At 68.6% G+C, this 21,590-nt stretch carries 20 protein-coding genes and 2 tRNA genes; 3 read left to right on the top strand and 19 right to left on the bottom strand.

Annotation, left to right across the window (positions count from 1 at the left end; genetic code table 11):
- From AB0M47_RS29355 to AB0M47_RS29315, 9 genes are all read right to left on the bottom strand, one after another.
- The coding region (locus AB0M47_RS29355; protein WP_363419713.1) for a hypothetical protein at positions 1-201 on the bottom strand (201 nt) is incomplete at its 3' end.
- Positions 202-281: 80 nt separating this feature from the next.
- Positions 282-1,169: a hydroxymethylglutaryl-CoA lyase gene (locus tag AB0M47_RS29350; protein ID WP_363419711.1), complete on the bottom strand. Its 888-nt coding sequence runs from the start codon at positions 1,167-1,169 to the stop codon at positions 282-284.
- A gap of 5 nt (positions 1,170-1,174) precedes the next feature.
- On the bottom strand, positions 1,175-2,509 hold the full coding sequence (locus tag AB0M47_RS29345; RefSeq protein WP_363419723.1) for a biotin carboxylase N-terminal domain-containing protein: 1,335 nt from the start codon (positions 2,507-2,509) through the stop codon (positions 1,175-1,177).
- Positions 2,510-2,571: 62 nt separating this feature from the next.
- Positions 2,572-3,159: a TetR/AcrR family transcriptional regulator gene (locus AB0M47_RS29340; RefSeq protein WP_363419709.1), complete on the bottom strand. Its 588-nt coding sequence runs from the start codon at positions 3,157-3,159 to the stop codon at positions 2,572-2,574.
- 44 nt (positions 3,160-3,203) lie between these two features.
- Complete coding sequence (locus AB0M47_RS29335; protein ID WP_363419708.1) at positions 3,204-6,086, bottom strand: hypothetical protein; 2,883 nt, start codon at positions 6,084-6,086, stop codon at positions 3,204-3,206.
- Positions 6,086-7,861 (bottom strand): HSP90 family protein, encoded by a 1,776-nt coding sequence (locus AB0M47_RS29330; RefSeq protein ID WP_363419706.1) that lies wholly within the window; start codon positions 7,859-7,861, stop codon positions 6,086-6,088. Before AB0M47_RS29330 ends, AB0M47_RS29335 begins: the two co-directional genes overlap by 1 nt.
- Before the next feature lie 109 nt (positions 7,862-7,970).
- A complete protein-coding gene (locus tag AB0M47_RS29325) occupies positions 7,971-9,101 on the bottom strand; it encodes a hypothetical protein (RefSeq protein WP_363419704.1) in 1,131 nt (376 codons plus the stop codon).
- A 2-nt stretch (positions 9,102-9,103) separates the two neighbouring features.
- Entirely contained in the window at positions 9,104-9,628 is a 525-nt protein-coding gene (locus tag AB0M47_RS29320; protein ID WP_363419721.1) for a SigE family RNA polymerase sigma factor, read from the bottom strand.
- A gap of 108 nt (positions 9,629-9,736) precedes the next feature.
- Complete coding sequence (locus AB0M47_RS29315) at positions 9,737-10,501, bottom strand: SGNH/GDSL hydrolase family protein (protein WP_363419702.1); 765 nt, start codon at positions 10,499-10,501, stop codon at positions 9,737-9,739.
- Positions 10,502-10,585: 84 nt separating this feature from the next.
- On the opposite strand from AB0M47_RS29315, the gene AB0M47_RS29310 reads away from it, so the two are divergent.
- Complete coding sequence (locus tag AB0M47_RS29310; RefSeq protein WP_363419700.1) at positions 10,586-11,290, top strand: DsbA family oxidoreductase; 705 nt, start codon at positions 10,586-10,588, stop codon at positions 11,288-11,290.
- A gap of 68 nt (positions 11,291-11,358) precedes the next feature.
- Here AB0M47_RS29310 and AB0M47_RS29305 read toward each other — a convergent pair whose 3' ends face one another.
- Both AB0M47_RS29305 and AB0M47_RS29300 read right to left on the bottom strand, forming a co-directional pair.
- A complete protein-coding gene (locus AB0M47_RS29305) occupies positions 11,359-11,532 on the bottom strand; it encodes a hypothetical protein (RefSeq protein ID WP_363419698.1) in 174 nt (57 codons plus the stop codon).
- Between the two features lie 122 nt (positions 11,533-11,654).
- Positions 11,655-12,209, bottom strand: coding sequence for a SigE family RNA polymerase sigma factor (locus tag AB0M47_RS29300; protein WP_363419696.1), 555 nt, complete (start codon positions 12,207-12,209; stop codon positions 11,655-11,657).
- Between the two features lie 175 nt (positions 12,210-12,384).
- On the opposite strand from AB0M47_RS29300, the gene AB0M47_RS29295 reads away from it, so the two are divergent.
- Positions 12,385-13,128 (top strand): DUF998 domain-containing protein, encoded by a 744-nt coding sequence (locus tag AB0M47_RS29295; RefSeq protein WP_363419694.1) that lies wholly within the window; start codon positions 12,385-12,387, stop codon positions 13,126-13,128.
- 93 nt (positions 13,129-13,221) lie between these two features.
- On the opposite strand, the gene AB0M47_RS29290 is transcribed toward AB0M47_RS29295, so the two are convergent.
- The 6 genes from AB0M47_RS29290 to gyrB form a co-directional block, all read right to left on the bottom strand.
- Positions 13,222-13,294, bottom strand: a tRNA-Ala gene (locus AB0M47_RS29290).
- Between the two features lie 45 nt (positions 13,295-13,339).
- Positions 13,340-13,468 (bottom strand): DLW-39 family protein, encoded by a 129-nt coding sequence (locus tag AB0M47_RS29285; RefSeq protein ID WP_253759219.1) that lies wholly within the window; start codon positions 13,466-13,468, stop codon positions 13,340-13,342.
- A 52-nt stretch (positions 13,469-13,520) separates the two neighbouring features.
- Positions 13,521-13,594, bottom strand: a tRNA-Ile gene (locus AB0M47_RS29280).
- Between the two features lie 106 nt (positions 13,595-13,700).
- Complete coding sequence (locus AB0M47_RS29275; protein ID WP_363419692.1) at positions 13,701-14,498, bottom strand: DUF3566 domain-containing protein; 798 nt, start codon at positions 14,496-14,498, stop codon at positions 13,701-13,703.
- Between the two features lie 3 nt (positions 14,499-14,501).
- Positions 14,502-16,979, bottom strand: a complete 2,478-nt coding sequence (gene gyrA, locus AB0M47_RS29270) for a DNA gyrase subunit A (RefSeq protein WP_363419719.1) — start codon at positions 16,977-16,979, stop codon at positions 14,502-14,504.
- 83 nt (positions 16,980-17,062) lie between these two features.
- On the bottom strand, positions 17,063-19,000 hold the full coding sequence (gene gyrB / locus AB0M47_RS29265) for a DNA topoisomerase (ATP-hydrolyzing) subunit B (protein ID WP_363419690.1): 1,938 nt from the start codon (positions 18,998-19,000) through the stop codon (positions 17,063-17,065).
- A gap of 412 nt (positions 19,001-19,412) precedes the next feature.
- On the opposite strand from gyrB, the gene AB0M47_RS29260 reads away from it, so the two are divergent.
- On the top strand, positions 19,413-19,967 hold the full coding sequence (locus tag AB0M47_RS29260; RefSeq protein WP_363419688.1) for a hypothetical protein: 555 nt from the start codon (positions 19,413-19,415) through the stop codon (positions 19,965-19,967).
- Between the two features lie 13 nt (positions 19,968-19,980).
- Here AB0M47_RS29260 and AB0M47_RS29255 read toward each other — a convergent pair whose 3' ends face one another.
- Together AB0M47_RS29255 and recF are read right to left on the bottom strand one after the other, a co-directional pair.
- Entirely contained in the window at positions 19,981-20,481 is a 501-nt protein-coding gene (locus tag AB0M47_RS29255; RefSeq protein ID WP_253759212.1) for a DciA family protein, read from the bottom strand.
- Positions 20,474-21,586 carry a DNA replication/repair protein RecF gene (recF, locus tag AB0M47_RS29250; protein ID WP_363419686.1) on the bottom strand — a complete coding sequence of 371 codons (1,113 nt, stop codon included), beginning with the start codon at positions 21,584-21,586 and terminating at the stop codon, positions 20,474-20,476. Before recF ends, AB0M47_RS29255 begins: the two co-directional genes overlap by 8 nt.
- Between the last annotated feature and the right edge of the window lie 4 nt (positions 21,587-21,590).

Genomic DNA, 21,590 nt, shown 5'->3' with positions numbered 1-21,590 from the left:
GCCGGTGTTCGGTGCCTCTCGGGCTGGCCCGGTGACGGCGTGGGCTTCGCCGAAAGCCGCCTCGGGCGCGGACGGAGTCTCCGGCTGCTCAGCGGCGTACGCGGCAGCTGTTCCGGCGAACCATGCGGCCGCGGCGAACCCGGCGACGGTCACCGCGCGCAGTGTCGCGCGCTGGAACCGGCCGTTCCGGGTTGCGGTCATGATCGCCCTTCAGCGGTAGTGGAAACTCCGCTATGGACAACGATTCCCGCATAGGGCGGACACGTGAGGATTAGGAAAAATCAAGCAATTGTCCGATATCGCGGCCCGGCCCGGAGCACCCCGCTGGGCAGCTCGCGACCCACGATCCGCTGGGCCAGTTCCGCCACCTCGACGAGTCTGTCGAGGTCGATGCCGGTCTCGTAACCCATGTCGTGCAGCATGTGCACGACTTCCTCGGTCGCCACGTTGCCGGTCGCACCGGGGGCGTACGGGCAGCCGCCGAGACCGCCGACGCTGGCGTCGAACTCCGTCACCCCGAGATCCAAGGCGGTGAGGATGTTGGCGAGCCCGGTTCCCCGCGTGTTGTGGAAGTGGCACAGCAGCGGCTTTTCCCGGGTCACCCGATCGAGCACGTCGCGTACGCGCCGGGGCGTCGCCATGCCGGTGGTGTCGCCGAAGGCCACGCGGTCCACTCCCATGCCCACCGCTTTGTCCACAATAGAGGCGACGCGGGCGGGATCGATGTCGCCCTCGTACGGGCAGCCGAAACTGGTCGCGATGATCAGTTCCGCGGTGGCGTCGCCGGCGTGCAGCGTCTCGATCAGCTCCGGCAACTCGGCCAGCGACTCGTCCGTGCTGCGGTTGATGTTGCGCCGATTGTGCGTGTCCGACGCCGAGATCACGACCTCGACCTCGGTGAAACCGGCGGCGATCGCCCGCTGCGCTCCGCGTACGTTGGGGACCAGGGCGCTGTAGCGAACCCCGGGATTCCGCGTGATCTTCGCCCACACCTCGTCGGCGTCGGCCATCTGCGGAATCGCCTTGGGGTGCACGAAGCTGACCGCCTCGATCCGGCCGACTCCGGTGCCGCTCAACGCGTCGATCAACTCGACCTTGGCGGCGGTCGGCACGGGATCCTCGTTCTGCAGGCCGTCCCGGGGGCCGACCTCGCGGATGCTCACTCTCATCGGTTTCACCTCATCCGGGAGACGATGGCGGTGTCGTAGTCCCCGCTCAAGAATTCCTCGTTCTCGAGGAGCTCGGCGAAGAACGGCAGATTGTTCTTCGGGCCGGTGATCTGGAACGCCGCGACCGCCGCCCGCAGCCGGTCGATCGCCTCCGCCCGATCTGCCCCGTACGCCACCAGCTTGGCCATCAGGGAGTCGTAGTTCGGGGTGACCGTGGTGCCGGCCGCGTACCCGGAGTCGACGCGGATGCCCGGCAGCCCGGCCGGTTCCTCCCACACCGTCACCACGCCCGGCCCGGGCAGGAACCGCTTCGGGTCCTCGGCGTTGATCCGCAGCTCGACGGCGTGCCCGTGGGACTGCGTCGGCACGTCGACGGGCAGCCCGGCCGCGATCCGCAACTGGGCCTCCACCAGGTCGATGCCGAACACCGCCTCGGTGATCGGGTGCTCGACCTGCAGCCGCGTGTTCATCTCCAGGAAGAAGAACTCCCCGGTCGCCGGGTCGAGCAGGCATTCGACCGTGCCCGCGTTGCGGTAGCCGACCGCCTCCCCCGCGCGTACCGCTGAGGCGTGCAAAGCCTGGCGCCGCTCGGGCGTGAGCATGCTCGCGGGCGAGGGCGACTCCTCGACGAGCTTCTGGTTGCGCCGCTGGACCGAGCACTCCCGCTCGCCGAGAGCGACCACCGTGCCGTCGGCCAGGCCCAGGATCTGCACCTCGATGTGGCGCACGCTCGGGAAGTACTTCTCGATCAGGACCGAGCCGTCGCCGAACATCCGCTCCGCGAACCCACGCACCTTGTCGTACTCGGCACGGAACGCGGTCTCGTCGCGCGCCGGGGCCATCCCCATGCCACCGCCGCCCGCCGCCGCCTTGATCATCACGGGGAATCCGATGCGCTCCGCCTCGGCCAGCGCCTCGTCGACCGAACCGGCCGGATCGGTCGTCCCCGGAGCCACCGGTACGCCCGCCGCCGCCATCAGATTCCGAGCGTTGATCTTGTCGCCCATGGCGGTGATCGCCTCGGCCGACGGGCCGACCCAGATGAGCCCGGCCGCCTCGACCTGCCGGGCGAACTCCGCGTTCTCGGAGAGGAATCCGTAGCCGGGGTGGATGGCCTGCGCGCCGGTCTGCTTGGCGGCGGTCAGCACGGCCTCGGCGTTGCGATAGCTCTGGGCGGGATTGGCCGGGCCGATGAGCACGGCTTCGTCCGCCTCGAGGACGAAAGGCAGGCCCGCGTCGACGTCGGAGTGGACGGCGATCGTGCGGATACCCAGGCGTTTCGCCGTCCGGATCACGCGACGGGCGATCTCGCCGCGGTTGGCGACGAGGAGGGACTCAATCTCTGACACCCCTCGGACGCTACCTTATCGATCGTTAAGGTGGCACTCCCCGGCGGGATCGGTCACGCGCTGAGCGCGCTGAGGGCGGCCGCCCGCAGCAGCACTGCACGACGGTCCCGGTCCACCTCGCCGGCCAGGAACGGGGTCGAGTTCATCAAACCGAACACCGCATGGGCGAGCACTCGGGCCTCGCCGTCGGTCAGGTCGGAGCGTACGGCGGTGAGCACGGTGACCCACTCCTCCACGTACCGGCGCTGAAGCCGGCGGATCTCCCGCCGCGGCTCCTCGGGCAACCGGTCCAGCTCGTGCAGGTGCAGCGCGATGACGGCCGGATTGGCCAGCGCGAACTCGACGTGGAAGTCGACCAGCGCCTCCAGGGCGGCCGTGGGCTCGCCCTGATGGGCCTCGGCCCGCTCCCGGCCGCCGGACAGCAGGCCCTCGCTGACCGGCTTCAGCGCCGCGACCAGCATGGCGTCCTTGCCGGCGAAGTGGTGGTAGAGGGCAGGTCCCGTCACACCGGCTTCCTTGCCGATGTCGTCCATGGAAACGCCGTGGTAGCCGCGAGTCGCGAAGAGGCCGACAGCGATCTGGAGGATCTCGTCACGCCGCGAGCGCTTGCGGGGGGTGTCTACCTGCTGCTCGATCGTCACTCGGTCAGCCTACTCGCCAGTCAACTCGGAAACTTAACGTCCGTTTAGTCGCGTTCCGGAAGATCATACGCTTTGCGGAGTTCACGGGCCTTTTCCGCCTCGCCCTGCTCCTCCAGCGCCCGCGCGAGCCACCACGCTGCTTCCGCGCGCGCCTGATGATCCCGGGGCAGGCCCTCGATCACCCGCCGCAGGACCAGCTCGCCGGACCGGGCGTCGCCCGCCGCGACCAGGATCTCACCGTGGCGGAGCTCGGCGAAGGCCGCCTCCTCGAAGGAGTCGATCGAGCGGAACAGCACCGGCGCCCGCTCGGCGACGGCCAGCGCGTCGGCGTACGACCGCTGATCGGCCAGCACGAACGCGCCGTCGTAGCAGGCCATCGCGTGCTCCCAGACGATGCTCGGCTCGGCGTCCGGGTCGGCGCCCTCGGCGTACGCCGTGGCCTGCCCGATCGCCTCGATCGCGGCTTCCGGGTCCCGCCCGTAGTGCAAGGCGAGGATGCGTCGTCGCAGCGCACGGGCGGCGGCCGGGCGTTCCCCGGCGGACTGGTACCCGGCAGCGGCCTCGCCGTAGCGCAGGCCCGCTTCGCGGTCCCGATCGACGCGGTAGAGCACCTCGGCCATCCGTTCGAGCAGGTGGGCTCGATATCCGGCGTCGTCGAAGCCGCCCCGGCCGGCGGCCAGCGCCTCCAACTGGGCGAGCGCGGCCAGCGGTTCGCCCATCTCGTCGTAGATGCGGGCGAGCAGGTCACGGCACTCGTCCGCGAGCACCTGCTCCTCCTCGGCCTCGGCGGCGAAGTACGCCAGCGCCTCCTCGGCCACCTCGGCGGCCTCCCGGAATCGGCGCGTCGTGGCGAGCGCGACGGCGAGCCGATGCCGCGAGTACGCCGCCGCCCGATCCTCGCCCTCGGCCGCCATCAGGCAGACGTGCTCGACGATGTCGTCGATGACCTCGTCCGCCCGATCCGTGTTGACCAGCATGAACCCGGCGTTGGCGCGAGCGTTCCGGCGCAGTTCGGGATCGATCGCGGCGGCCGCCGCCTCCTCGAACGCGGCCAGCGCTCCGGAGTGGTCGCCGAGGCCGCCGATGAGGTTCGCGTACGTGAACAGGGCCGAGGCCAGCTCGTTCGACCGGCCCAGCGGACGCAGCGCCTCGACCGCCGCGCCGACCAGGTCCCGCGTCTGGTCGATCCGGTCCAGGCCGTGCACGAGACCGGCCCGCATCATGAGGCTCTGCACCCGGTGCCGCAACGGGACGTGCCCTGGTTCGGCGTCGGCGGCGTCGATCGAGGCCAGGGCGGCGTCGATCTGACCCGCGATGGTCTCCAGGTACGCCACCCGCAGCAGGGTCACCCGGCGCAGGACGGCGTCGGTCGAGCTGGACAGGACTTCGTCGGCGGCCTGACGGGCGACGGCCAGCTCGGCAGGTTCGCCGTCGCCCAGTCCGGATAGCTGAGCCTGCTCCCGCGTCTGGAACTGGGCGATGGCCAGCTGCACCCGGCAGGCGGCCTCCCGCGCGGCGTCGCCGGCCTCGGCGAAGCCGCTCGCCGCGAGCATCAGACCCGCGTGGATGCCCGCGAGGTCTTCGTCGGGCAGGCGGCTGACCTGGAGCATCGCGATCCGGCCCTGCTGCTCGGCGGTCAGCTGGCCGGTGACCGTCGTGCGCCAGCTCCCGATCACCCGGTCGGCCAGCGCCTCACCGCGCGGATCCTGCTCGCGCAACCAGTCCTCGGCGAGATCCAGCTGCTCGTCCAGGCTCAGCGTGGTCGGCGCCGCGCTCAGATCGGGCTCGGTCGGTTCGGGCTCGTCCGGCTCGACCGGAGTGACCTGCGACCGGTGCGCCGCGGTGATGGACAGCGGCAGATAGTCCACGATCGGCTCGGCGTCCAACCGCCGCGCGATCCGCTCGCTCTGGTACGCGTTGCCGTTGCGCTCGTCGAACCTCAGGGCGAGGGCAGCGGCCCGATCCGACAGGTGCCCGGCGAGCCCTTCGACCGTCCATCCCGACCGGATCGGCAGGTCGCCCTTGCCCTGGGCGGTCAGCCGCCGCAGAATCTGCGCGGCGGCCGAGGCGAACTCCATCTCTGCCTTCGGCGTCGGCGGCTTCTCCAGCCAGCTCAGGTGCCGTTCGATCAGCTCCAGCCCGCGCATCTCGTTCCCGGTGAGCCCGCAGAACTCGACATGGTCGGCGACCGAGCCCAGATCGGCGGGCTTGGTCTGGAAGGCCCGGTACGCCCGCCGGTGTGCGTCGCGCGCCTGATCCAGCCGACCGGTACGCAGATACGGGATCATCAGCGCGGTCAGGATCGACTGCGGCTGCTCCGAACAGGTCAACCGGCCCTGCAAAGCCGGTTCGGCGATCGCGATCGCCTCGGCGTACCGCTCGCGCCAGGCGAGATGGTGCGCCTTGGAGGTCGGGTCGCAGCCGGCGCAGTCGGAGTTCTCGTCGCGCGGGGCGGCGTCCCACAAACCGTAGAAGTGGTCGGCCTGCTCGGCATCGCCCACATGGGACGCGACGACATACCGGTACGCGTACACGGCGTGCAGGCTGTGGCCGCCCGACCGGTAACGGCGTTCCATGTCGTCCAGCACCGCGTGCGTCCGCTCCAGCGGAACCTCGGGGAACTTCGCCATCGAGGAGATGATGTATTTGAAGAACCAGAGCAACAGGTGCTCGTCCTGACCGCTGCGACGATCCGGGTTCTCGTCGTACTCCTTGAGACACCGGGCGAAGGTGACGAACGCCTTCGCCGGTTCGCCACCGCGATGGAACGCGTTCGTGGCGACCATCCGGGCGTCGAAGGCCAGTTCGGCGTCGCCGCTCGCCTCGGCGTGCAGCATCGCCTCCTCCACCAACGCGATCTGCCCGGCACCCTCCGGGGCGTCCCAGGCCGCGGCGATCATGCCGCGGATCTCGTCCTCGCTGGCCATCAGTCCTCCCCCTCCGGCTGCGCCCCGGGTACCGCCTGCTGCAGCAGACCCAGGAAAGACCGGTTCAACAAGGCCGAGTCGGCCGGGCGCAGTGGATGGTGACCGAGCAGCAGCGCCTGCCCGTACAGCGATTCCACGGCCAGCCCGACGAGTTCCGGTGACGGCAACGCGGTCACTCGGCGTACCAGTGGATTGCGATGATTCAGCACCAGCTGGGGCCGCGTCGCGGCCTCGGCCCGCTCGAAGGCCGCGAGCACCCCCGCCCAGACCTCGTCGACGACCTCCTGGGTCTCGCGGAGCTGGCGCTGGAAGGTCGACTCGCGGTCGACGAGATAGAGCGCGGCCAGGCCGGGCGGGTCGAAGGCCCGCACGACGATCTCGCAGCCCAGCGGGTCCATGCGCCGCTGGGCGATCGCCAGGAACGGCCGCAGCCCCAGGTCGGTGGCCGGGTCGAGGGTGTCGAACCGGGTCGCGAGGTCGCTGGGATCGAGCCGATCGACCAGCACCTCCGGGTCGAGCAGCGGCAACCGCTCGATGATGTCCGGCTCGTAGACGTAACCGGCGTTGACCACGGCCAGATCCTGCGCGGCCGCCACCGCCGCGAGCTGCCGGAACTCGTCCACAGTGGTGCAATAGCGCACGGTCGAGTAGCGCCGCCGGAACTCCGCGAGCGGCATGCGGCCCATGTTCGTCTCCATCGGCCACCACTCGTCGACCAGGCGCAACATCTCCAGGTCGTGCAGGGCGAGGGTCTTCACGCCGACATTGTGGACCGACAGGAACTGCTGCAGCCGTTGCGGTTCACGGCGAGCCAGCGTGAGCATCCAGCCCCGCAGCTGGTCGCCGAGCTGCTCACGGACCGACTCCAGCAGACTGTCCTCGAACAGCGCCTCCCGGCTCGCGGTCGGCCGCAGTTCGCTGGCGTCGATCACGCACCGCACGAAGAACGCCCACTCCGGCAGCAGCCCCTCGGCGCCCTCGGCGAGCAGCATCCGCTTCAGGTACACCCGGTGCCCGGCCTTCGCCGCCGGATTCGCCGGCCGCGGCAGGACGAACGCGACGCCGCGCAGCCCGGCCTCGGGCACCTTCACCTCGATCACGTCGAACGGCACGAAACCGAAGGTCTCCTGCGCGTACGCGAAAAGCTCGGCGCGGCTCAGTTCCCACGGTGGAGTCTCCACAGTGATCAGTTCACCGTCGACGCGTACGCCGACCGGCAGCATCTCGCCGAACGTACGCGCGAGTTCGACCACCCGCTCCGCAGCGAGCCAGTCCGCAGCGTCCCGCCGTGGCACCAGCGTCACCGTCGTGCCGACCTCGGCCCGTTCCGGGCCCGGCTCGACCGCGTACCGCCCGTCGGAGTACCCAGTCCAGTAGACGGTCGGCGCTCCCTCATGCCGGGTCTGCACGCGAATCTCGTCGGCGACCAGGAAAGCGGAGAGCAGGCCGATGCCGAACTGGCCGAGAAACTCCTGCCGGGAGAATCCCAACTCATCCCGCTTACCGCTACGCCCGATCGTGGCGAGCAGCTCATGCACCTGATCCTCGGTGAGCCCGACCCCGGTGTCATGCACCCGCAGCGTGCCGTCCGGCGTACGCCCCGGCGTCTCGATCCACACCGACGCCGGAGCACCCGGATGGGCCACCCGACGTGCGGTAATGGCGTCGACCGCGTTCTGCAGCAACTCCCGGACATAGACCCGGGGACTGCCGTAGAGGTGATGGCTCAACAGGTCGACGATGCCCCGAAGGTCCACCTGGAACGAGTGACTCACGCGCCAGAGGGTACCGGCGTCGCCGGACAAATGCCGACCCAAGATGACCCACGGAAGCATGAGTGAAGGGGCGGCCACCCCGATCGGTGGCCGCCCCGTCCCGCGACGATCAGGTGAGCTTCAGGTCGAGCTGCGCGCTGTTGTCGTCGCGGTTCTTGTCTCCGATCCCGACAACTCCCTGCTCCCACAGCGAGGCGACGAAGCTCGTGTCGTATCGCACATCGAACTTGATCTTCAAGGTGACCGTCGTCGACGCACCTGCCGCCAGCGCCGGATGGACCTCGTCGAAGCCCGCCAGATGCTCGTCCCCGCCCGAGTTGGAAAACAGCACGAAGGAATTGGAGGCTACGGGTCCCTTGTTGGTCACCTTGACCGTGATCGTCGCTGTCCGGTGGTAATCCTTGATGTCGCCCCACACCGTCTTGGTGATGGCAACCTTCATGTCGATCGGCTTGGTGTGAGTCGTGAAGGCAGTCGGCCCGGCAAGCTGCGCCACCTTCGTCCCGTCCCAGCCGAACGTCCGCGTCTGGCGCATCGGCAGGATGACGGGGGTTTCGCAGCACGCGTCGAAGTCGGCGACCGCCAGGTCGACGCCAGCCGACGAATTGGCCTTCACACTCCAGATCGTCCCTCGGAAGACCTTGCCGAGCATGACGATCTTCCCGGTGGCGTCCCGGTCGAAGATCACCACCTGGGCGATGATCATCTCACCCGGATGGCACCAGAGCAGCGCGGCCGTTTCGAGCGAGGCGTCGGCGTCCAGGTTGGCGTACGCCACCTGCTCGACGGACGTTTCTCCGGTGGGTGCGTCATTGGGCTTATGCAGCTTGATCCGACCGTCGTTGCAATTCCAGTCGGCGTTATCGGTGACCTTGCCCCAGCTGGGGACGTCGACCTTGCCCGCCGTGAGCTGCGCGATCGTGATCCGCCCGTCCGGCGCCGGGCTGGCCGACACACTCGGGCTGGGGCTAGGCGACTCGCTCGCCGACGGAGTCGGCACGATGCTGGTCCCGGGCGTCGGTGGTGCCTGGGAATCACGTCCGAAGGCTGCGTATCCAGCCACCGGGAGCGCGATGACAAGTGCGGCGACGACGCCCAACGCGACGGCTCGCACCTTGCGCCGGTGCGCCACTTCACCGCGTACGGCCTGGGCACCGAGCGGGCGCACCGTCGGGGCCGAAGCCGCGGAGAATTCCGAGAATGCGCCCGTGAGTAGGGCGTCCTGGTCGAACTCGTTCATGATCAGAATCCCTTCTGGGCAGGGTCGGACAGGCGGCCGGCGAGGGCGGCGCGCCCTCGGCTGAGCCAAGACTTGACGGTTCCTTCGGCGACACCTTCCTGGCGGGCGATCTCCGCCACGGAAAGCTGGGCCATGTAGTGCAGGACGACGGCGCGTCGCTGCTGGGGCGGGATCTCGGCCAACGCCCGGACGAGCGCGACCCGGTCGGGCGACGGTTCGGCCGCGCGCTCCTCACGCTGGCGGCGCAGGAAGTTCAGCGCCGTCTTCTGCTTGCGGAACCGGCTCGTCGCCAGGTTCCACGCCACTCGGCGAACCCAGGCGACCGGGTCGTCGTAGCGGCGGATCTGCTTCCATTTGCCGAAAGCTCGGCAGAACGCCTCTTGGACTACGTCCTGCGCCTCGGCCAGATCACCGAGGTACGCATAAAGCTGAAGCGTGAGCCCCTGAAAGCTCGCGGCGTACAGCTCGTCGAAGTCCGCACCTGTCTCGGCTCCCACCCGGATGGGTGGTGAGTCGGCCCCGTACATGGTCACGGCCGTCATGGCCCCTTTCCTCCCCTGCGCCAACCGGGTCCGTCCCGGTTGTGCCGACATCACGCGCGACGCGGTGCAGTGGTTGCAGAGGAATTCTGGGACTTACATCGGCAGTAGCGTTGGCCGCTTCGCTGTGATGTTGTCGCCGGAGGAACGGCCGGTGAGCCGTCGTTTGATCCAGGGCGCGAGATGCGTGCCAGCCCAGCGGACGTCCTGGGCGCGGGCGATGGGCCACGACCGCTTCCGCGGGTACGCCGGCGACTCCCACCATTCGGCGGGCGGCTGGACGTCGAGGGCGGTCAGGACATGCGCCGCCACCCGCTCGTGTCCACGCGGGGCGAGGTGCAGCCGGTCGACGCTCCACATCGCTGGATTGTCGAACTCCCGGTCGTTCCAGAGGTCGACGAGGCGAGCGCCGTGGCGGACGGCGACAGCGCCGACGGCTTCGTTCAGGAAGTGGACGCGGGGGCCGATGAGTTTCGCGCCCGGCAGCCGGTCGACGAGGTTCGCGAATCGGAAGACCAACACGTCGGCACCGGTCGCGCGCAGCTTGGCGATCGTTCCGTCGAACCGCTGCATCAGCGTGACCGGATCACACGACCGCCGGAGCACGTCGTTCCCGCCGGCGGCGAAGCTCACCAGGTCAGGACGCATGGCCAGGGCCGGGTCCACCTGTTCGGCGACGATCGCGTCGTAGAGGCGGCCACGGATCGCGAGGTTCGCGTACTGGAACTCGGCGGACGAGCGCGCCAGTTCACTCGCGGTGAGATCGGCCCAGCCGCGAAAGACATCACGCGATGCCGGATCGGGGTCGTCCAGACCCTCGGTGAAACTGTCGCCGAGCGCCACGTATCGCTGCCACGCCACTCTCCCGGCCCCCCTTCCCGTACCCGGTAGTAGTTTGTCCCACATCCGGGAATCGCGGTAACCGGCGGGTCGTTGGAGTGTGGCGTGGATATCGAGATCTTTTCCGACGTCGTGTGCCCGTGGTGCTGGATCGGCGAGCAGAAGGTGCTGACAGCTGTGTCCGGCTTCACATCGGAGACCGGCGAACCGGTGAAGCTGCGCTGGCGGGCGTTCCAGCTCGACCCGAGCGCCACTTCGGAGGGGATCCCGTTGGTCCAGTGGCTGGGGAGCCGCTATGGCGGGGAGGACAACGCCAAGCGCATGTTCACCCAGGTCACCTCGGTCGGCCGCGACGTCGGCCTGACCATGAACTTCGAGCAGGCCATCAGCGCCAACACCCTCGACTCCCACCGGCTGATCTGGTGGGCCGGCCGCGACGGCGCCGACCAGCGCCCCATGGTCGAGGCGCTGCACGAGGCCCACTTCACGCACGGCCAGGACATCGGCTCGCTCGACACGCTCGTCGCGGTCGCCGCGGGGCTCGGTCACGATGCCCGACTGGTACGCGAATTCCTGGAGTCGCCGGGCGGTCTCGAAGAGGTGCAGGCCGACTTGGAGATGGGCCGGGAGCTGGGCATCACCGGCGTTCCCACGTTCGTCTTCGCCGGCAAGTACGCGATCAGCGGCGCCCAGGACCCGTCAACGCTGCGGGAAGTGCTGGACGAGGTGCTCCAGCGCGAAGGCCGGTCCCCGTTGACGGTGCTCGCCCCGCAGGGCGCCACGTGTGACGACGACAGTTGCGCCGCCTGAGCCGTACTTCTTAAGGGACCCTGCTTCTTGAAGGACCCTGCTTCTTGAAGACTCTGGTTCCTGAGGACTCAGGCCTGATTCTTGAAGAAGAGTCCGCGCAGGACCCAGAGGATGCCGATGACCACTCCGCCGATGGCGGCGAAGGTCCCGACGGCGTCCGAGTGGAGGATCGCCAGAATCGCCACGGCTCCGCCGTAGACGACGGTCAGGGCGAGGATGATTCGTGCGCTGAGGGACGGCATGGCCGACACTGTGCCATGCCGGGTCGACAATCGGCGCCCCGGCCTGATCGTCGGGCGCGCGGATTCCTTGGCCAGATCTCGGAGCAGAATTCGCAGGGTGTCGTCGACCTGACTGACTTCGCTCACTTCGTCGATCCGCCGATCATCAGACCTTCCAACTCGGGCGCGATCTCGCGCAGCTTGGCCAGCGCCTTGGAAGTCTGCGACTTGACCGTGCCGACGCTCACGCCGAGGGCGTCCGCCGCCTCCACCTCACTGCGGTCCTCGAAGAACCGCAGAACGAGGACCGCCCGCTGCTTGGCGGTCAGCCGCAGCAGGGCCGCCCGCAGGGTGATCCGCAACGTGATCTGCCCGGAGTCCTCAGCGAGCCGGCTGCGCTGCCGATCAGGCAACTCCCCCGGCAGCACCTCGGCCACGCGGCGGCGCCGCCACCAGCTCACCTGCAGGTGATACATCACCTTCCGGGTGTACGCCTCGGCGTTGCCGCTGTCGTTGAGCCGGTTCCACGAGCCGTGCGTACGCGCCAAGGCGGTCTGCACGAGGTCCTCAGCGAGGTGCTGATCCCCGGTGAGCAAGTACGCCGCCCGCAGCAGCGCGGGCTTGCGCGCGCGAACGAAGGCGTCGAACTCGTCAACATGCTCGGCCTGCTCGGGCCGGACGGCGGTCAACTGTCCCACGGCGATCAACCCCCTTCAGGGTGCTGGTGTCTCCATGGTGAGAGACGTCCGAGACGCTGTCGAGGTTGCCGTCTCGTACGGGGGAAATCCTTCCCTTAAGGGTGGGGCTAGCCCGACAGAGAACTCTCCAGGCCACCGGATTCGGAAATGGGCCCGAATCTTCGAGCCTTGATCCATGGCGAATTACGCGACGTATCCCGAGGTCTACCGACGCCCGACAGCCACATTTGTCGATGTAATCGGCAACGGCAAGGCTGCTCTGCTGACCCTCGCGGCGTCGGCGATCTCGATGCTGGTGCTGATCTTCGCGTACACCGAAGAGGTGAATCCCTTCGCGACTCCGGCCAGCCTCTACGTCTACGCCGGAGCCAAGGCGGCCACGCTGTTCACCGGCGCGGTGTTCGCCCTCGCCTTCGCCGGAGCCGCCGTCGCGACCGGCCTCGGCCGGATCGGCGTACGCCTCCGGGGAGCACCCGCCACACTGCTGAGCGCCTGGATCACCTCGGTGGTCCTCGTGGCCCTCTTCCCCACCGATCCCGGTGCGGCGGTCACCTCGACGTCCGGCTGGATCCACCGCGTGGCGGCTGTCGGCGTACTGGGCATCCTGCCGATCGCTGGGCTCTACGTGGCAGCGCGTATGCGTACCTCGTCCGCTCGGGCGGCGACGGCTGTACGGGTGCTGTCGGTGGCCGGCTGCGTACTCATGATCGGCTGCCTGGCGAGCCGCCTGCCGGACATGGCGCCGAGCTGGTCCGTCGCGCAGTTCCTTCAGCAGTACCCGATCGACGGGCTGCTCCAGCGGATGCTGTTCGGAGTGGAGATCGCCATCCTCGCCGTCCCGGCCGCGATGATCGCCCGCACGGACGCCCCCATGCCGCAGCCGGCTCGTTCGGCAGACCTCCAGGCAGTTCGCGCCTGACGCGCTACCAGAGAAATGGGGCCTCATACCGAGGCCCCATTTTTCTTTCACGAGAATCGCAGACCACTAAGGATCAGCGGGGATGGTGAGGAGTGGAGCCTAGGAGAATCGAACTCCTAACCCCCGCCTTGCAAAGGCGGTGCTCTGCCAATTGAGCTAAGGCCCCGAAGCTGTGACCATTTCTACCACAGCGGTTTCGGTCAGCCCCAGGCTAGCGAGCGTCCGTGGCGGTGATCGCCTCGTGCCAGACCGCCCGATCGTGGTTCGCGTCCTTGACCTTCTTCGCGACGATGGCCGCGGCACCGATGACACCGGCGATGATCAGAAGCTTCTTCCACATGATGCACACCTTTGTGCTCGTCGAGACGGCGCTCGTGCCATGGGGTGAAGGGTGGGGCTAGCTGGAATCGAACCAGCGACCTCAGAGTTATCAGCTCTGCGCTCTAACCGACTGAGCTATAGCCCCTCAGCGACAACGAACCTTACCGCACGATCTGGGTCCGACCCAAATCGGTATCGGTGTGGCGCGGCCGGGTGGTCATGGATGCCACCCGGCCGCGTTCGTGCGTTCGTCAGTCGCGCTCTGCGAGCGTCACCTCGATGCCGCCGACGAGGTCGGAGCAGACGTTGTAGATGAACGCGCCGAGCGTGGCCAGCGCGGTGAACAGCACCACGTTGACCGCGCCGATCAGGGCCGCGGTGCCGATGACGCCGCCCGCCGTGATCTTGAACTCGGCCGCGCCGGTGCCGCCGCCGCTGGAACTGGCCAGCTCTCCGATGCTGCTGTTGATGGAGTCGAAGACGCCCATCGCGTTCAGCGCCAGGTAGAGCACGGACGTCGCGACGATCACGACGAGGAAGAGCACAAGCGACACGGCGAACGAGAACTTCATCACGGACCACGGGTCGATCCGCTTGATCGCCAGACGTGCGCGCCGCGGACCGCGGGAGGCGGCGGCGCTCACGTTCGATCGGGCCGCGCGGACAGCCTCGGTCACCCGGGCCGCGCCCAGCTGCCCGGCCGCCTGGACCGATTTCAGCGGGGTACGCCCGACGGTCGCCGCACCGCGGGGCGGCGCCCCGGCCGGCGGACGTTCCGCGGGCGGAGTCATCCCCGGCGGGCGGGTGAAACTCGTCGTACTACTGCCAGTGGTCTCGGGCTTGGGCGCCTCCGCCGACGGGGACCGCCCAGCGGCGGCGTCCGGAGAGCCCGCTGGAGTTTCCTCACCGGCTGGCGTGATGCTGTCTGCGGGGACTGTCGCGCGACCGACGGCCGTCCGGCCCGCCGAGGCGTTGGCCTCCGCGTCACCGTCATCGACCGGATTCGCCGAGGCCCCCGCGGCACCCGACATCGCCTGTGTCTCCGTCATCCATTAGTCCTGTTCGTCCGGTTCGTCGGCATTGCGTGCAATCGCGACGATGGTTACGCCCTCTGGGAGGTCCATGAGCTTCACACCCATTGTGTTCCGATCGCGCGTCCGCCGTACAGGCTTCACCGGAGTTCGTATAACTCCGCCGTTGCTTGTGATGGCGAAGAGTTCATCGTCCGGGCTGATAACGACCGCGCCGACCAGTCCGCCACGGCGCTCGGTGATCTTAGCGGTGAGAACTCCCTTTCCGCCGCGACCCTGTACAGGATATTCGTCGATCGGGGTCCGTTTGGCGTAACCGCCATTCGTGGCGACCAGAACGTCGAACTCCATGCCCTCGCGAACGACCTCCATGGCCAGCAGCTCGTCGCCGTCGCCGAAGCGCATGCCGATCACGCCGGAGGTGGCCCGGCCCATCGGGCGCAGCGTCTCGTCGGTCGCCTTGAACCGGATCGCTTGAGCCTGCTTGCTGACGAGCAGCAGGTCGTCCTCGGAGCCGCCCAGGGCCGCGCCGACGAGTTCGTCGTCGTCCTTGAGGTTGATCGCGATGATGCCGCCGGACCGGTTCGAGTCGAACTCGGTCAGCGCCGTCTTCTTGACCAGACCGTTCTTCGTCGCGAGCACCAGGTACGGCGCCACGCCGTAGTTCTGGATCTCGATGACCTGGGCGATCTGCTCCTCGGGCTGGAACGCCAGGAGGTTGGCGACGTGCTGGCCCTTGGCGGTCCGCGACGCCTCCGGCAGCTCGTACGCCTTGGCCCGGTAGACCCGGCCCTTGTTCGTGAAGAACAGGATCCAGTCGTGAGTGGAGCACACGAAGAAGTGGCTGACGATGTCGTCCTGCCGCAGCGTCGCCCCCGACACGCCCTTGCCGCCACGCTTCTGCGAACGATAGAGGTCGACCTTGGTCCGCTTGGCGTACCCGGTGCGGGTGATGGTGACGACGACGTCCTCGCGGGCGATGAGGTCCTCCATGGAGACCTCGCCGTCGAACGGGATGATCTTCGTGCGGCGCTCGTCGCCCCACTTGTTGACGATCTCGGTCAGCTCGTCGGAGACGATCTTCCGCTGCCGCTCGGGCTTGGCGAGGATGTCCTTGAGGTCGGCGATCTCGATCTCGATCTTGGCCAACTCGTCGATGATCTTCTGGCGCTCGAGAGCGGCCAGACGACGCAGCTGCATGTCCAGGATCGCGGTGGCCTGGATCTCGTCGATGTCCAGCAGCGCCATGAGGCCGGTGCGGGCCTCCTCCACCGTGGGCGACCGCCGGATCAGGGCGATGACCTCGTCGAGCTGGTCCAGCGCCTTGACCAGACCGCGCAAGATGTGCGCGCGCTCCTCCGCCTTGCGCAGGCGGAAGGCGGTACGCCGCTGGATGACCTCGATCTGGTGCGCCACGTAGTAGCGCACGAACTGGGCCAGGTTGAGCGTCCGCGGCACGCCGTCGACGAGCGCCAGCATGTTGGCGCCGAACGTCTCCTGCAGCTGCGTGTGCTTGTAGAGGTTGTTCAGGACGACCTTGGCGACGGCGTCCCGCTTGAGCACGACGATCAGCCGCAGACCGGTACGCCCGGAGGACTCGTCGCGGATGTCGGAGATGCCGGCGAGCTTGCCCTCCTTGATCAGGTCGGCCATGCGCTCGGCGAGGTTGTCCGGGTTGACCTGGTAGGGCAGCTCGGTCACGACGAGGCAGGTACGCCCGCGCTTGTCCTCCTCGACCTCCACCACCGCGCGCATCCGGATCGAGCCGCGGCCGGTCCGGTACGCCTCCTCGATGGTGGAGACGCCGACGATGAGGCCGTGGGTCGGGAAGTCCGGGCCCTTGACGATCTTGATCAGCTCGTCGAGCGTGGTGGCCTCGTCGACCTCCGGGTTCGCCAGGCACCACTGGACGGCCGCGGCGATCTCCCGCAGGTTGTGCGGCGGGATCTTGGTCGCCATGCCGACCGCGATGCCCTCGGAGCCGTTCACCAGGAGGTTCGGGAACCGGGCCGGCAGGATCGTGGGCTCGGTGGTGCGGTTGTCGTAGTTCGGGACCATGTCGACGGTGTCCTCGTCGATGTCCCGGAGCAGCTCCATGGCCAGCGGGAAGAGGCGCGCCTCGGTGTACCGCATGGCGGCCGCCGGGTCGTTGCCCGGGGAGCCGAAGTTGCCGTTGCCGTCGATCAGCGGGTAGCGCAGCGACCACGGCTGGCCCATCCGGACCAGGGTGTCGTAGATCGCGCTGTCGCCGTGCGGGTGGAACTGACCCATCACGTCGCCGACGACCCGGGAGCACTTCACGTAGCCCCGGTCCGGGCGGTAGCCCGAGTCGTACATCGCGTACAGGATCTTGCGGTGCACCGGCTTGAGGCCGTCCCGGACGTCCGGCAGCGCCCGGCTCATGATCACGCTCATCGCGTAATCGAGGAAGGAGCGCTGCATCTCCACCTCGAGCCCGACGGGCTCGATGCGGTTCCGCTCCGTCGCCTCTTCGGCGATCTCTTCGGCGTTCTCGTCGAACGGAGTCTCAGTCACTTCTGTGGTGTCCTTGCGTAGTCAGCCTGCGAGGTCGGGGGTGGGGGTCAGATGTCCAGGAACCGCACGTCCTTGGCGTTGCGCTGAATGAACGAGCGCCGCGCCTCCACGTCCTCGCCCATCAGGACGCTGAAAAGCTCGTCCGCTGTTGCCGCGTCGTCGAGAGTGACGTGGCGGAGCGTACGCGTGGCGGGGTTCATCGTGGTCTCCCACAGCTCCGGGTAGTTCATCTCACCCAGACCCTTGAACCGCTGGATGTCGTCGGGCTTGGCGTTCGCCCGCTTCTCCTGGCGCAGCGCGATCAGACCGTCGCGCTCACGGTCGGAGTACGCGTACTGAGCGTCGTCGCCCTTCTTGTTCCACTTGATCTTGTAGAGCGGCGGGGACGCCAGGTAGACGTGGCCCAGCTCGACCAGCGGCCGCATGAACCGGAACAACAGGGTCAGCAGCAGGGTCTGGATGTGCTGGCCGTCGACGTCGGCGTCGGCCATCAGCACGATCTTGTGGTAACGCAGCTTCTCGATGTCGAAGTCGTCGTGGATGCCCGTGCCGAGCGCGGTGATCAGCGCCTGGACCTCGTTGTTCTTGAGCACCCGGTCGATGCGGGCCTTCTCGACGTTCAGGATCTTGCCGCGGATCGGCAGGATGGCCTGGATCTTCGGGTCGCGGCCCTGCTTCGCCGAGCCGCCGGCCGAGTCGCCCTCGACGATGAACAGCTCGCACTCACGGGGGTCGGTGGACTGGCAGTCGGCCAGCTTGCCCGGCATCGAGCCGGACTCCAACAGCGACTTGCGCCGGGCCAGCTTGCGCGCCTGGGCGGCGGCGACACGGGCCCGGGCGGCCTGGGAGGCCTTCGTGATGACGACCTTCGCCTCGGCGGGATTGCGCTCCAGCCAGTCGGCCAGCCGGTCGTTGCAGACCTTCTGCACGAAGCTCTTGATCTCGGTGTTGCCCAGCTTGGTCTTGGTCTGCCCCTCGAACTGCGGGTTGGCGACCTTCACCGAGACGATGGCGGTCAGGCCTTCCCGGATGTCCTCACCGGAGAGCTTGTCGTCACCCTTGAGCAGCTTCTTGTCGATGCCGTACTTGTTGATGACGGTCGTCAGCGCGGCCCGGAAGCCTTCCTCGTGCGTACCGCCCTCATGGGTGTTGATCATGTTGGCGAAGGTGTAGACCGACTCGCCATAGGACTCGTTCCACTGCATCGCGACCTCGACGGCGTGCCCGTCGCCGTCGGCGTTGAACTCGACGACCGACTTGTGGATCGGCGTCTTGGTCGCGTTGAGGTGCCGGACGAAGTCGGCGATGCCTCCCTTGTAGAGGAAGGTGACCTCGGTCGGCTCGGCGTCCTCCTTGCGCTCGTCGCGCAGGCTGATCTTCAGGCCGCGGTTCAGGAACGCGCGCTCCTGAAGCCGGCGGTAGATCGTCTCGAACGAGAACTCGGTGGTCTCGAAGATGTCGCCGTCCGGCCAGAAGGTGACAGCCGAACCCGAGTCGGTGGCCTTCTCACCCTTCTCCAGCGGACCCGCCTTGGCGCGGACGAACTCCTGCCGCCAGACGAACCCCTGCTGGCGGATCTCCAACGTCACCCGGGTCGACAGGGCGTTCACGACGGCCGCACCCACACCGTGCAGACCGCCGGAGACCGCGTAGGCCTTCCCGTCGAACTTGCCGCCCGCGTGCAGCTGGGTGAAGGCGACCTCGGTGCCCGGGATCTTCATCTTGGGGTGGATGTCGACCGGGAGGCCACGCCCGTTGTCGGTGACCTTCACTCCCCCGTCGGCGAGGAGCACCACGTCAATGGTGTCGGCGTAGCCCGCCAACGCCTCGTCGACCGCGTTGTCGACGATCTCCCAGACCAGGTGGTGCAGGCCCCGCTCACCGGTGGAACCGATGTACATGCCGGGGCGTTTGCGCACCGCTTCGAGACCCTCGAGAACAGTGAGTGATGCGGCGTTGTAATCCTGCTTGTTAGACGCGGCCACGCTCGTCCTTCCGTTAATGCCTTGTCGGCAGCCGTGCCTGGCTAAGCGTGCCCAGCCGAGCTCGAGCGACTGCCACCGCAATCCTACTGGGTGACACCGACATCCTGCGTACGCGGCACCCGCCGAGTCGCATCTGAATGGCTCCGATGGGGTACCTGACGGCCCCGTAGCGGCCCGAACACGCCCGTCCGCAACTCCCCCCACGCGGGTGCCGTCAAACCGACCGCGTCCGGTCGCCCTGTCCGGCACCGGACAGCCGCCCGAATCACAGACCCCGTGCGGGATAGCGGAGTATCGGCGCGATGCCGTAGGTTGCCCGCGTGTCTGTGATGCCTTGCCGACGGCAAGCCGTCGGCGATCACGTCCGACGCAGGTACCTCTGGCCGGACACCCACACCGAAGGGGACTGACGATGGGGCTGGACAACGTCGCCGTGCAGTGGCCGGCGACCGGCCGCTTCTACGACCCGGTCGCCCCGGCCGAGTTCGTCGACTTCGCGGGCATCGCGGAAAAGCCTACGACCGAGGCCCCGACCGCAGCCCTGGCCGGGCACATCGCTCGCACCGGCACCGTCCGGGCCACGGCGTACACGGAGCTGCTCGATCTGCTCCTCGGGCTCGAAGGCGTGCTCTACGCCACCGACGCGGCGGCCGAGGACGAAGACCCGGTGATCGACCCGGACACCTGCGCCTGGATCGCGGGCGGCCTGGAGAAGTTCGTCGCCGGACATGCCAGTCTGGGCGTCACCGTCACCTTCGACACCGTCGCCGACGTGCTGAGAACAGCGCTCTCGGAGGGGCGGCTGGCCGAACAGCAGCTCAAATGGCTCGAGGGACGGCTGGACTCGCTGCGCGACGACGACGGCGGAGCGCCGCAGTGGAGCTTCCCGCTCTCCGAGCTGGCCGTGCTGGCCAGCTTCTACCGGCGCTGCGCCGACCGCGGCTTCGCCGTCTACGCGGAGTTCTGACCGGCGCGGCGGCTCAGCCGTAGGTGTCGCCCGGCCCCTGTCCGCGTACCCGTCGGGGACCTTTGGACCAGGACGGCGCGGCCGGGCCGTGGATGCGGACCCGGACCACGACGTTGTTGCCCACCTCGGCCGCGATCCGCTTGATGATCGTCGGGGCGACCGCGCGGAGCTGGGTGGCCCAGGCGGTGGACTCCGCCTCGACGGTCAACTCCTTCTCCTCGAGCTTGACCGGGCGGCAGCGGGCCGCGATCTCCGGGCCGACAACCTTCTCCCACGCGCCGAAGACCGTCGCCTCGGCGGCGGGCTTCTGCCAGCCGCGGGCTTTGATCAGCCGGGCCAGCACGTCGCCGAACTTCGCCGGGTCACGCGGATCGGGCCCGGGTCCGCTGTAGCCGCGTGGCCGGTACTCCTCCGGCGACTTGCGCGGCTGGGTCGCGCGCGCGGCGCGCTTGACCTTCGCCGCGTCCAGCACGGCCCGCGCCAACTCCGGACCCTTGAGTTCTTCGTCACTCACGGTGCACCTCTCCCGGTGTGACGGTGAAACGGACACCCGCCAGTTCGTCCGGCACGTCGGCCGCGACGGCGCACGTCACGATCACCTGGGCCGCGTCGCCGACCAACGCGGCCAGCCGCTGGCGCCGCCCGCTGTCCAGTTCCGCGAAGACGTCGTCCAGCGCCAGGACCGGCTCCAGACCGTCCGCTCTCAACAACTCGTACGCCGCCAGCCGCAACGCCAAGGCGAAGGACCACGATTCACCGTGACTCGCATAGCCCTTCACGGGCAGTTGCCCCAGGGACAGGGCGAGTTCGTCCCGATGCGGGCCGACCAGTGTCATCCCCCGGTCGACCTCGGACTGACGAGCCGCCTGGAGCGCCGAGAGCACTGCTTCCGGAGTCGGCTCGGCGACCGTGCTCTGATACACGGCGGTGGCGGCACCTGGCATCGCACCGCCGCCCGAAACCGCGTCATACGCCTTCGCCAGATGCGGCGCCAGCGCGTCGACCAGCGCCAGCCGGGCACCGAGCAGCATGGCGCCGTGCTGAGCGAGATGCTGGTTCCAGACGTCGAGGGTGGACAGGTCGCCGGCCGTCCGATTCACCCGGCGGGTCAGATAGGAGGTACGCAGCAGGGCGTTGCGCTGCTTGAGCACGCGCTCGTAGTCGGAGCGGACCGCCGCCATCCGAGGCTGCCGGAGCACCAGCAGCTCGTCCAGATACTTGCGCCGCTCAGCCGGGTCGCCCCGGACCAGCGAAAGATCCTCGGGAGCGAACAGGACGAGGCGCAGCGCGCCGAGGACATCCCGCGCCCGGCGTACGGGCGACCGGCCCAGCCGGGCCCGATTGGCCTTGCCCGGCACGATCTCCAGCTCGACGAGCAGCTCACGGCCCTCGTGCACGATCGCGCAGCGGATCACGCCGCTCCCCGCGCCCGCCCGAACCATCGGTGCGTCGTTCGCGACTCGGTGGCTGGAGAGCGTGGCGACGTAGCCCATCGCCTCGACGAGGTTGGTCTTGCCGACGCCGTTCGGGCCGACGAGCACGTTCGGCCCCGGCTGGAGGTCGACCGCCACCCGCGCGTACGAGCGGATGTCGACGAGCTCCAGCCGGCGAACGTACATGCTG

This window comes from Hamadaea sp. NPDC051192 (assembly GCF_040682475.1).
Lineage (GTDB): Bacteria > Actinomycetota > Actinomycetes > Mycobacteriales > Micromonosporaceae > Hamadaea > Hamadaea flava.
This window is presented reverse-complemented; position numbering and strand designations above follow the sequence as displayed.